Origin of the sequence: Microcoleus sp. S36a_B3, from assembly GCF_036700745.1 — a bacterium.
Classification (GTDB): Bacteria; Cyanobacteriota; Cyanobacteriia; order Cyanobacteriales; family Microcoleaceae; genus Microcoleus.
In genome coordinates this window covers 134,550-145,670 of record NZ_JAUBPN010000008.1, presented here as the reverse complement: position 1 = coordinate 145,670, position 11,121 = coordinate 134,550, and the positions used below count along the sequence as shown (strand labels likewise).

Sequence of the window (11,121 nt, the reverse complement as noted above, 5' to 3'; positions counted from 1 at the left end):
TAGAGTAGCCCAGAGACGGCGGTCTGCTCCGATAAGTTAGCAGAAAGTTTCTATTTTCTTGAATGATAATAATTTATTCTAATCAATTCCTCAAGTCAACAATTCACTGACTGCGATGCTAAAACCTGCAAGTATAGTTTGGGTGTTAACAACTTCATTCGCATTAAACAAACGCCAGCCTTGGCCTGCATTCACAAATACTAATCTCGCTTCAGGAAATAGCAGCCAGACTTCCTGACAGCCAGATTCCAAATATTCCTGAGCTTTCGCAAATAAGTCTTCGCCGCTGTCTTCCGGCGAAGCAACTTCTGCTATCAGGGGAAAACTTTGGGAAAATGCTGTAAAATTGCCTGATGGCGGCAGCAATTCGGGAGTGATGTAAGCGACATCGGGACGGCGGCCCTGTTTGGCAGTTCGGCAAAGTGTTTCGGTAAGAACTTCTCCTCCCTGTCCGCTGGAGTCTTTGTGAATTCCCCAGTAACGGGCTAATTTAGATTGAGCCACACCGTGTTTAAATGTCATGCCTGTTTTTTCCACTAAGTTACCGTCAACCCACTCCATTCTCTCCGGCGGTTTGACGAGAAATTCTTCCAAAGATATAACATTTTTGGGTTGTGTTTCGGCAGATTGTTCGGAATTTTTAGGAGGTGTTTCTGGTAAGATTAAAGTAGCTGTCATCGTGATTACCTCGCTTTACTCAAACATTCAAATCAATACTTTTACTCAACAAATACTCTATTGCAATGATACTCTCAAGCCGTTTTTCTGAAGCCCTCATCTATGCCGCCGAATTGCACGCAACTCAAATCCGCAAAGGTTCGGGCGTTCCGTATATTGCTCATTTGTTGGGTACTGCTAGTATAGCTTTAGAGTATGGGGCTTCGGAAGATGAGGCGATCGCAGCTTTGCTTCACGATGCGATCGAAGATCGAGGCGGCCCGCCCACCCGCGAAGCTATCCGCCGTCGGTTTGGCGATACCGTCACAGCGATTGTAGACGGCTGTACCGACAGCGACGCAACGCCGAAACCCCCTTGGCGGCAGCGAAAAGAAGCCTACATCGCCCACATTCTCACAGCTTCTGGCTCAGTCAGATTGGTCTCGGCGGCTGATAAACTTTATAATGCGCGATCGATCCTGAAAGACTCCCGTCAATTGGGCGACTCTGTTTGGGAACGCTTCAAAGGTGGCAAAGGCGGTTCTCTCTGGTATTATCGTTCGTTAGTAGAAGCATTCCGCCAAGCTGAATTAACGCCTATAGTTGAAGAATTAGACCGCACAGTTTTAGAATTAGAACAGTTTTTTGAATTCAAAAAGTAAAAGCAATAATTATAAATTACCAATTACTAATTACTAATTAAGCTCGTTCAGCACCTTAACTGCATATCAAGAAATAATCCAATTATTGTGGGCACGAACGCACGCCCGAAATATGCAGTTAAGGTTCGCCCCTAAGCACTCTACGAATACTACTTACAATCAAAAAATGGCCAACGTTCGCTTAGAAAATATTACCAGACGCTACCAAAACGTCACCGCGATCGACAACATAACTTTCAAAATCCCGGATGGGGAATTTTGGGTATTAGTCGGGCCCTCCGGCTGCGGAAAATCCACAATTATGCGGACGATTGCAGGTTTAGAAACTGCCACTTCTGGTAATCTTTATATTGGAGATACTTTAGTTAACAACATTCCGGCTAGACAGCGGGATGTCGCAATGGTGTTTCAAAACTACGCGCTTTATCCGCACATGACAGTCGCCGAAAACTTGGCTTTTGGATTGCGGATGCGGAATGTTGACTCGACTAAAATTCAAGAACGTGTCGAAACTGTAGCCCGATCGCTCTCGATCGACCATCTCCTCAACCGCAAGCCGAAACAGCTATCGGGCGGACAGCAACAGCGGGTAGCACTCGGAAGGGCGATCGCCCGCGAACCGCAAGTATTTCTCTTAGACGAACCGCTTTCTAACCTCGACGCGCAACTGCGAGATGATACTAGGGCCGAACTCAAACAACTGCATCAACGGCTGGGAATTACCACGGTTTACGTCACCCACGACCAAGTAGAAGCGATGACTTTAGCGGATAAAATTGTAGTTTTAAATGCGGGGAAAATTCAACAAATCGGATCTCCGCAAAGCATTTATGCCAAACCAGCTAACCGCATGGTTGCCACATTTTTAGGCAATCCAGCCATGAACATTTTGCCGGCAATTTATGCTAACGAATCCTTTATTTTGGGAGATCAATCTTTAGCCTGTCCGCCCTCACTGCAACAAAGATTGCACCCTAGAGAAGGACAAGGATTTGATTTAGGCATCCGTCCTGAAAATATAGAAATTTTTAAGCCGCAAACAACAGAAAAAGATGATTTGAAAATCGATCTTTGGGCTTTAGAAAAAGTCCCTCTGGAGGTAGAGGTAAAAGTAGTGGAACCTCTGGGGCGAGAAACTTTAGTCCGGGCGAGTTTGCCTTTGTTGAACGCTGAAACTACTATACAGGTGCAAGTACCTGCGAGTGTTCGCTTGCGTCCGGGCGATCGGCTGAAGGTACAGCTTGACTTCGATCGACTATTTATCTTTGACCCCTCCACGGGCGAGGCGCTGTATCCTTAACTGGATTCAACATCAAATCTCACAATCTCAAATCTTCCATAGATTGTCTCGGAATCACCCTGAGTTCAGAAACCCGGTTTCTTCCTAGATTTCTCGTTCTCAAATCTCACTATCTCAAATCTTCCATAGATTGTCTCGGAATCACCCTGAGTTCAGAAACCCGGTTTCTTCCTAGATTTCTCGTTCCCGACGCAAATTTTGCTCAGAAACCGGGTTTCTCGCCGTCGCAGTGCGTAATTTTTCTCAAATCGACAATGGAAAATCCACCGATCCATCCACAGCCGAAGTCTCGATCGCTCATTACAAAACTTTACACTTGACGTTTCTCAAGTTACAGAGTAATGGTAAAGTTAGTATGTTCGCAAGGAAAAACCGTCCCCGAGAAACTGATATTTCCTGATTCCGGGCGATCGCGATCGATAACTTCGGATATTCCCCCAAAAAGCGGCAACCCCGCCCCATGGGGAGTAACTCGCGAACCAAAAACTCCCAACCGCCTTCTAGCGGCATTTGTAGATGAATCCCGACAACCTGCCTCAAATCCTGCAAACAGGATTTCACCTGACTTTAGGTGCAACTTCTTTTTTCATTGAGACCTTGCAAGATCCCTTAAAGCGAGAAGAAAATCTGGACAAACTCCAGTCAGATTTGAGCCTTCTCGCGGATGAGTTGCTGGAAAAAGGGGAAATGACCGAGAAAGAAGCGCGGAATTTTGTCGATACAATTTTCTCCCCACCGGGCGAGAAGGATAATGCAAGCAGCGACGAATCCGTCTCCCACCAGCAATCCGATACACCAACTGACACTTTTTCGGAGTCGGTTGGACAGGCTGATGTAAAACAGATTCAAGAATTAACTGCACAGATGGCAGCGCTGAGGGTTGAATTGGAAAAGTTGCGCGCCGAAAATTCCCAGGATTAAAGAATTCAAAATTCTTTAACACCGCCGGAGTTTAGTTGCAAACTTACTTGCAAATTTATTTAACGGAACTAAACTTTAGTCATTGTCCCATTTTTCAGAACCGATCAGGTCGCCGATGCGATCGCGCAGCAAGAAGTCCCATTTTTCTAGTTCTCCCTCGACGCAAGACCACTCTCTGGGCGGGATGAACTGACAAAGCGTGTAGATTGGTTGTTGTCGGCTAAGTACGCCCTCACGCACGAGATGGCGCGCTTCATCTTGGATAACATCTAAAGAGTAGTGAAGTTGGTTAATAGTTGAGTTAATCATGATGCGCCCTCAAGGTTTTACTAAAAAAATTATGTCCCTGGTAATAATATAATCCAAACTTCCGAATATGTAAGTTATTTTTTTTCTGTATACACATATACTCTTCACCGATCGATTTAAAAAAGTTATAGGAATGATGAGCAAGCGATCGGATCTGTTTTCGGATTTTGAAACGCAGCAGATGTTCCAGGCTAACAGGCGGCGGGTTTGCTACAAAGCTGCATTCACGAATCGGACATCAGTGTCCGATTCGTGAATGCTGAATGCTTGGCCGCCAGCAGCAAAATTTCTGGGGACAAACCGGGTATATCGATTCAATTGCTTAGCCTGCAAAGGAAATATTCAGGAGTCCGACTGTTCAACTATTGCCCGTTTTGTCAGTACCGAACAGCAATTCTAAAGCTAGGGATTGCGCGGCCGGCATTTGCCCGAAACAAAATACATAAGGAATACTAGGAGGCAAATGTGGTAAAAATTGCTCTAAAACGTAGGGACTGCCGTAAATTAGCACAGCTTGCAGTTCTCCGGTGCTTAATAATTTCTTAAACCAATCTCTCGCTGCTTGGGTTAAATCGGCACTGCCTCGGAAGCAATTACCGCGAATAAAAATTTGTAGCAGTGTTCGAGAAAAATGCTCTGCACTTGCATTATGGGCGATCGCACCTGTGCGATCGTCAATTAGTTGCAATTCGTAACCCAACTCTTCGGGCCGGGCGATCGCCGGAGTGTGTTTTCCCAAAAACTCGCAACCCAAAACATCATCTACAATAATCAAATTCCGCAAAAACTGGTTTTCTGAGGGTTTTTTCGCTCTTAAAGGTAGATTTCCCCCAAACTTTAAAGAATCTCGCAAAATATCGGCTGCCGTTGCCCTTGCTTCGGGATTGGCCAGCAAACCTAAGTCGATCGAGTCGATCGACTTTGAATTCTTGCTTTCTATATCAACAACAGCAGTTTGATTCTTACTCCCCCCCTTAGCAAGGGGGGGTTGGGGGGGGTCAAAAATCGACAAACCTACCTTAATTTTCGCCTGCCAAATTCGCTTGACAGATTTCTTGATTTGTGCTAAAGAAATCCGTCCTTGAGTGACAGCTTCACAGACAGCCAAAATCGCCCCTTCCGGGTCAAGCGGCATCAGCAAAATATCAGCACCAGCCTCAGCCGCCAAAACAGCAGCCTCGTTATGGCCGTACTTATTGGCGATCGCGCCCATCACCAAAGCATCAGTCACGATCAAACCTTCAAATCCCAACTCTTCTCGCAGCTTCCCGATCAAAATTTTGCGAGAAAGAGTAGCAGGAAACTCGGAATCCCAAGCCGGAATCAGCAAATGAGCGCTCATCACAGCATCGACTCCGCTGGCGATCGCCCGGACAAAAGGAGGCAACTCAACCTCGGTCAATCTCGCTGGCGAATGCGGCAAAACCGGCAATTCCAAGTGAGAATCAACCGCAGTATCTCCGTGGCCGGGAAAATGCTTAGCTGTTGTCAAGACCGGGTGTTCGCCTGCGCCGCGAATAAAAGCACTGGCTAATTTGCCAACAATTTCCGGCGTTTCGCCAAAAGCGCGGACGTTAATCACGGGATTGTCGGGATTGTTGTTCACATCAACGACTGGCGCGAGAATCCAATTAAGACCGATCGCCCTAGCTTCGATCGCAGTCACAGCGCCCATTTGTTCAGCATAGCGATCGGCCGCTGCTGCATCGTGCCGCGCAATTTCGGCAATAGCCATCGGTGGCCCGAACCAAGTCGCCCCGGCGAAGCGCTGGCCGACACCTTCCTCAATATCAGCCGCCAGCAGCAGCGGAAATTTTGCCCAAGACTGCAATTGGTGCGATCGAACCGCCAACTCAGCAGCACTTCCCCCCACCAAAATCACCCCGCCCACGCCCAATTTTTCCAGATAATAGCGGAGTTTGCTAGCCGTTGGTTCCCATTCGGGATAGCGAATTTGGTGGTCGAACAAGCAGCCGGAAGCCCGCACTACGAACATCTGGGCTACCAATTCGGGCAAGGAAAGATTGTCAATAATCATGAATTTGTCAGTTGTCAGTTGTCAGTTGTCAGTTGTCAGTTGTCAGTTGATAAGAGCGGTGGATGGTGCGTGCGGGCCCTCTTAGTTGTCAGTTGGCGGTTGTCAGTTGGCGGTTGACTAGCTTCAGATACTAATCCTCGTCTGTTTTCACATCTTCATCATCATCATCATCATTTTCATTGCCATCCGCCAATTCTTCGTCATCAAACATACCGGGTTTGCGATCGGCAGAAAGCTGATTTAGCAGTATCAGCATTTTATCCCCGCGTTCTAGGGAACGGTCTTCGAGAAATATCACTTCCGGCGTCCGGCGCAGTTGCACCCGTTGGCCTAACTGGTTGCGGACATAGCTAGTTGCCGATTTCAAACCTTCCATAGTCTCGGCCTTTGCCTCATCAGTACCGTAAATGCTGACAAAGATTTTGGTATGCTGAAGGTCTCCCGAAACAATTACATCGGTAACGCTAACCATACCTGCACCTACCCGATCGTCCTTAATGCCGTTCAGCAGCATCAGGCTAACTTCCCGCTTAATCATTGAAGCTACGCGCTCAATGCGACGACTTGTAGCCATACCAACTATCCCCTACTTTTAGATCGGCCGTTTTCATCCCAATAGACAATTGTAGCGCGATCGGTCAGGGGTGTTACGGGCGATCGTCCGAGTTAGGGGTGAGACACAGCTAGGAAAAAAATGTTTGATAACCGCTGTGGTGAATATATAGCTAATATAGAGACCTAGATTGAGATACAGCTTAGAGGGAAAAAATGTTTGATTGGATTGTCAAAACCGTAGCCGATGCTTCAGGGGTAACTAACCAGCTAAAGATAGCTGAATGGGCAAGATTGAACAGGACTAACCCTTTCGACATGGGAGCCAAAAACTACCAACGATGTGTTTATGACTTAGGATTAGGGGGAAAATATCATGAACTTGAATATAACAAAGATGGCAGCCTAAAATATCAATGATTTTGCCGTAATTTCCTTGATTGTGCTTCATAATTCCCATTTTATTGTCCATTACTAATTAATCAATCAAACACAAACATTCCTTTCCCATCCGCCACTTGGGGACTAATTTTTTTTCAATTTTATAGAATAAACCCAACTTTGTAAAACTCCATAACATTGGAGAGATAGTAAGATTATTAAATCCATCCGCGTATCCGTGTTAAAATTCCTTTATCGCCGTGTTTTTTTTAGGGCGCAAAACTCATGGAAAAAGAATTTACTGTCGGTCAAAAAGTGCGAGTTGTGGCGATGCCGCCCTACGTGAAAACTGCCGAACCTATGCCGATGCTGCGGCCTGCAAATTTAATTGCGATCGGCGCTGAGGGTGTTGTACTCGATCGGCGTCCCGGCAATTATTGGGGCATTCGCTTTGAAAAAGGTGCTTTTCTGTTAGACAGTCAGTACATAGAAGCAGTTGACAGTTGACAGTTGACAGTTGGTAGTTGGCAGTTGGCAGTTGGCAGTTGGCAGTTGGCAGTTGGTAGTTGGCAGTTGGCAGTTGTCATTCGGAATTGGGAATTGGGAATTGATATCACAATTACAATCTGCCTTTTCCTTTTTGCCTTTTGCTTCTTTTCTAGACTTATTGCATAAATCTTTATTTAATTGATATGTCAACAGCAGATGCAAGGCAAATTAAGACTGATAGACGCAGATAATATAAAAAAATGATCTCGAATGAATGTATAGCCTTTCTCAAAAAAGTGAGGTATGCCCTATGCCCTATGCCCTATGCCCTATGCCCTATGCCCTATGCCCGACATTACCTCATCTTTCGCTTGAAAGGCTATAATAGGTGTTCATTACATCCGTTAAATTTGCTAAAATATTCGTTGCCAAAATTCCATTTTTAAGAAGCTAACTTTGCTTCCAAAGTTAGAGGATTAACCTGAAAATCTTCCAATACTTCCTCTATATGAGGAGATGTAAAGTTACAGGGTTGGGGTTTTCCCAAGAAATAACCTTGAGCGTAATCTACCCCAAGTTCCTTGATCTTATCCATAATCGCTTGATTTTCGACATACTCGGCAATAGTTTTAATTCCCATGACGTGAGCAATTTTGGTGATAGCTTCCACCATTGCGATATCAATAGGATTATCTGTGATATTTTTAATAAAATTACCATCAATTTTGATATAATCAACGGGCAAGCTTTTCAGGTAAGCAAAGGAAGACATCCCGCTGCCGAAGTCGTCTAAGGCAAACTTGCAGCCGAGTTCTTTGAGTTTCCAAATTAAGCTTGCTGCTTTGCTGAGATTGGCGATCGCCACAGTTTCGGTAATTTCAAAGCAAATTATTTGTGGCGGTATTTGATGGATAGAAAACTGCTCCTGAATAAACTCGATCAACTTTTCTTGGTTGATGCTGTCGCCAGAAAGGTTGATTGCATAAAGGGTGGGATATTTGCCAAAGGAGGATTGTGAATTAGAGTGGGGAGATCCAGCAGGTAAGGTAACAATTCGAGCGCTTTCTGCTTCTGGGTTTTGGACTAATAAATTGGCTGTAAATAATTGAGATAAGTTGCTAAATAAAGTGCGAATTACCCAGCGATCGATCGCCTGCATCAAGTTGTAGCGTTCGGCGGCGGGAATAAACGCCATCGGCGACACTAACTGACCGTTTGCAAGCTGGAGGCGCAGCAGGATTTCGCAGTGGATGCCGGTGGCTGACGGGTTGAGCAAATGTACGATCGGCTGAGAGTACAAGCGCAAGCGATTCTCTTCTAAAGCTTGATTAATTTGCACTACCCACTGGGTTTCGCCGTGCTGTTTGATTAATTCCCGATCGCCCGATCGATAAATCTGCACCCGGTTGCGGCCTTTATTTTTAGCAGCATAGCAGGCTAGATCGACCGCGCTCAACACCGCAGATGTCGATGTTGTTTTGCGATTAATTGCCACCAAACCGATACTAACGCCGATCGAAAAAGTTTTGTCCTGCCACCCAAACCGGAATTTTTGAATGCTTTGCAGCAGCAATTTTGCAACATCTAAGCCCTGTTCTGGGGGGAAATTGTACAGGAGTACAGCAAACTCATCGCCGCCGATACGCGCCAAAATATCGGTTTTGCGGATATTGCTTTTAAATAGCTGGCTGACTTGGCGGAGCAGTTCGTCGCCTGCAACGTGACCTGCTGTGTCGTTAACTATTTTGAAGCGATCGAGATCGAGGTAAAGCATTACGTGTTCTTCGCCGTAACCTTGAGCGCTGTGCAGGGCGTGTTCTAGCTGATATTCAAATTCGCGGCGGTTGACCAATTGCGTCAAGGGGTCGTGAGTTGCCTGCCAGGTTAGCTGCCGCGCTTGAGTTCGCACTTGGGTGACATCTCGGAACACAACGACGGCCCCGATAATTTGGCCGTTGCTGGCGTGGATGGGGGCGACGCAGTGGTCGATCGCAAATTCGCGGTTGTGGCGAGCAATCAGCAAGCTGTTGTTTCCTTGGTCAACTATTCGACCTTCGTACAAAGCGATTTCGGCGATATTTTTGATCGGCATCCGGGTAGTTTCGTCAACTATTCTCAGCACGCTGGCGAGGGGCAAACCTTTTGCTTCCGAGGTTGACCAACCGGTGAGTTGTTCAGCAACTGGATTGAGGGTAGAAATGAAGCCGTTGCTGTCAGTAGCGATTACGGCATCGCCGATCGATTGTAGAGTAACTTGAGCGAGTTCTTTTTCCTCAAAAAATGCTTGTTCCATGCGCTTGCGATCGCTAATATCCCGCTGCACGGATATCCAGTGAGTGACTTTCCCCAACTCGTCAGCAACGGGTACGCTGTTGAGTTCCACCCAATAAGTAGAACCGTCTTTGCGGTAGTTGATCAATTCCAAGCGCAGCGGTTCAAGGCGAGAGAAAGCGCGGCGAATTTTGGCAACTTGAGCGCCGTCGCTGTCGGGGCCGCGCAGACAACTGGGTGTTTGGCCGATAATTTCTTCGGGCCGATAACCGGTCATTTGGGTAAAAGCTTCGTTGACGTATATGATGGCGGGATCGGAGATATCGCTGTTTCCCGCATCCATAATCACGATCGCATCGTTAGCGTTAACTACGGCCGATTCTAGGAGTTGCAGTCGCACCTCGGCCTGCTGGCGGGTAGCGATTTCCGTTTCCAGCCGGCTGTTAGTCAAGCTGAGGGAGACAATCGCTTTTTGCAATTCGCTAGTTTGTTGTGCGACTAAATCGTGCAGCAGATCGATCGCCCCGGACATTTCCATCGGATCGAGCACGCGCAGCAAGCTACTTTGAGTAACTATTCCCAACAGTTCTCCGCGTTCGCCCCTTACTAGCAACCTGCGGACTAAACGCTGCTGCATTTCCTGATGAGCTACCCACAGCGAGTCTTCTGGCTTGAGACTAAATAAGGGGCTACTCATCACTGTGAGGGCGATCGTTTGCGACAAGTCTATATCTAAAGCTTGAAATTCCACAATATCCCGTTCTGTGACGATACCTACGGGAATTGGGAACGGCAAATTCATCGATAACTCTCTGGGTTCTGTAATTACCACGCAGCTAACGCGGTGCTGCGCCATCAACTCAGCTAAACTCAGAACAGACGCTGAGCGAGGCGCTTGAATGACTTCTGCGGTCATTACTTCTTTGACGCTGTGCATTTTTAAGATATTTGCCGGTTGCACCATTGCTTGGCGAATACTTTCGGGGGTAATTACTCCTAGGAGTTGACCGCTGCGATCTAATACTGGCAGGTGGTGAATTTTATGTTGGCTAAGCAGAATTAGGGCGCTAAAAATGTCTCGATCTTCATCATTTGTCAGCGTTGCCGTCGGCTGTCGCATCACTTCTGCGATCGTAATATGTTTTAAATTTTTGCCGGAAGCAATCAAATCGACGAGATCTCTCTCGGTAAAAATTCCTTGTAATTGACAATTTTGAGCAGATTGCCAGTTTGATTTTTCTAGAGATGTTTCCACCACAAAGACGCAGATCCCTCTGGCATCTCTGAGGATGTTTGAGGTGTGCGGATCGGCAATTTCTGTTAGCTGCTGGTAGAGATTGGTTGTTGGAATATCTGCGTTTAGAGGACAAGTCGGGCGCTGTTGGCCCATGAGCGTAATTACTTCTGCTAATGGGGTATCTGGCGCAACTGTCAAGGGGGAGCGGTCAATTACTCGATCTAAAGTTGGCAGATACTTGGAGGAATCGTTTTTGAACATAATTTAATAGATTTTTGCGATCGCGCTGGCTCTGCGACATTCC

At 46.5% G+C, this 11,121-nt stretch carries 9 protein-coding genes; 4 read left to right on the top strand and 5 right to left on the bottom strand.

Annotated features, from left to right (window positions below; genetic code table 11):
• Positions 1–90 precede the first annotated feature (90 nt).
• On the bottom strand, positions 91–678 hold the full coding sequence (locus tag QUA01_RS11695; RefSeq protein ID WP_333092088.1) for a Uma2 family endonuclease: 588 nt from the start codon (positions 676–678) through the stop codon (positions 91–93).
• Positions 679–743: 65 nt separating this feature from the next.
• Here QUA01_RS11695 and QUA01_RS11690 point away from each other — a divergent pair, with 65 nt between their 5' ends.
• From QUA01_RS11690 to QUA01_RS11680, 3 genes are all read left to right on the top strand, one after another.
• Positions 744–1,319 (top strand): HD domain-containing protein, encoded by a 576-nt coding sequence (locus QUA01_RS11690; RefSeq protein ID WP_333092091.1) that lies wholly within the window; start codon positions 744–746, stop codon positions 1,317–1,319.
• Between the two features lie 166 nt (positions 1,320–1,485).
• Positions 1,486–2,619, top strand: a complete 1,134-nt coding sequence (locus tag QUA01_RS11685) for an ABC transporter ATP-binding protein (RefSeq protein ID WP_333092093.1) — start codon at positions 1,486–1,488, stop codon at positions 2,617–2,619.
• 516 nt (positions 2,620–3,135) lie between these two features.
• Entirely contained in the window at positions 3,136–3,540 is a 405-nt protein-coding gene (locus QUA01_RS11680; RefSeq protein WP_333092095.1) for a hypothetical protein, read from the top strand.
• A 75-nt stretch (positions 3,541–3,615) separates the two neighbouring features.
• On the opposite strand, the gene QUA01_RS11675 is transcribed toward QUA01_RS11680, so the two are convergent.
• The 3 genes from QUA01_RS11675 to rbfA form a co-directional block, all read right to left on the bottom strand.
• The gene (locus QUA01_RS11675) at positions 3,616–3,849 is read right to left on the bottom strand and encodes a DUF4327 family protein (RefSeq protein WP_228049921.1); all 234 of its coding nucleotides are present in this window, start codon (positions 3,847–3,849) and stop codon (positions 3,616–3,618) included.
• A 358-nt stretch (positions 3,850–4,207) separates the two neighbouring features.
• Positions 4,208–5,887: a glycoside hydrolase family 3 N-terminal domain-containing protein gene (locus QUA01_RS11670; protein WP_333092097.1), complete on the bottom strand. Its 1,680-nt coding sequence runs from the start codon at positions 5,885–5,887 to the stop codon at positions 4,208–4,210.
• 130 nt (positions 5,888–6,017) lie between these two features.
• A complete protein-coding gene (rbfA, locus tag QUA01_RS11665) occupies positions 6,018–6,461 on the bottom strand; it encodes a 30S ribosome-binding factor RbfA (RefSeq protein ID WP_333092099.1) in 444 nt (147 codons plus the stop codon).
• 644 nt (positions 6,462–7,105) lie between these two features.
• Between rbfA and sipA the strand changes: the two genes are divergently transcribed.
• Complete coding sequence (sipA, locus tag QUA01_RS11660) at positions 7,106–7,327, top strand: regulatory protein SipA (protein WP_194067195.1); 222 nt, start codon at positions 7,106–7,108, stop codon at positions 7,325–7,327.
• A 424-nt stretch (positions 7,328–7,751) separates the two neighbouring features.
• Here the strand turns inward: sipA and QUA01_RS11655 are convergent, their stop codons facing one another.
• Complete coding sequence (locus QUA01_RS11655; RefSeq protein ID WP_333092101.1) at positions 7,752–11,078, bottom strand: EAL domain-containing protein; 3,327 nt, start codon at positions 11,076–11,078, stop codon at positions 7,752–7,754.
• Positions 11,079–11,121: the final 43 nt, after the last annotated feature.

Bases quoted from the DNA above. Each gene is read 5' to 3' on its own strand.
- QUA01_RS11695 (WP_333092088.1), bottom strand. From the start codon at position 678: ATGACAGCTACTTTAATCTTACCAGAAACACCTCCTAAAAATTCCGAA.
- QUA01_RS11690 (WP_333092091.1), top strand. From the start codon at position 744: ATGATACTCTCAAGCCGTTTTTCTGAAGCCCTCATCTATGCCGCCGAA.
- QUA01_RS11685 (WP_333092093.1), top strand. From the start codon at position 1,486: ATGGCCAACGTTCGCTTAGAAAATATTACCAGACGCTACCAAAACGTC.
- QUA01_RS11680 (WP_333092095.1), top strand. From the start codon at position 3,136: ATGAATCCCGACAACCTGCCTCAAATCCTGCAAACAGGATTTCACCTG.
- QUA01_RS11675 (WP_228049921.1), bottom strand. From the start codon at position 3,849: ATGATTAACTCAACTATTAACCAACTTCACTACTCTTTAGATGTTATC.
- QUA01_RS11670 (WP_333092097.1), bottom strand. From the start codon at position 5,887: ATGATTATTGACAATCTTTCCTTGCCCGAATTGGTAGCCCAGATGTTC.
- rbfA (WP_333092099.1), bottom strand. From the start codon at position 6,461: ATGGCTACAAGTCGTCGCATTGAGCGCGTAGCTTCAATGATTAAGCGG.
- sipA (WP_194067195.1), top strand. From the start codon at position 7,106: ATGGAAAAAGAATTTACTGTCGGTCAAAAAGTGCGAGTTGTGGCGATG.
- QUA01_RS11655 (WP_333092101.1), bottom strand. From the start codon at position 11,078: ATGTTCAAAAACGATTCCTCCAAGTATCTGCCAACTTTAGATCGAGTA.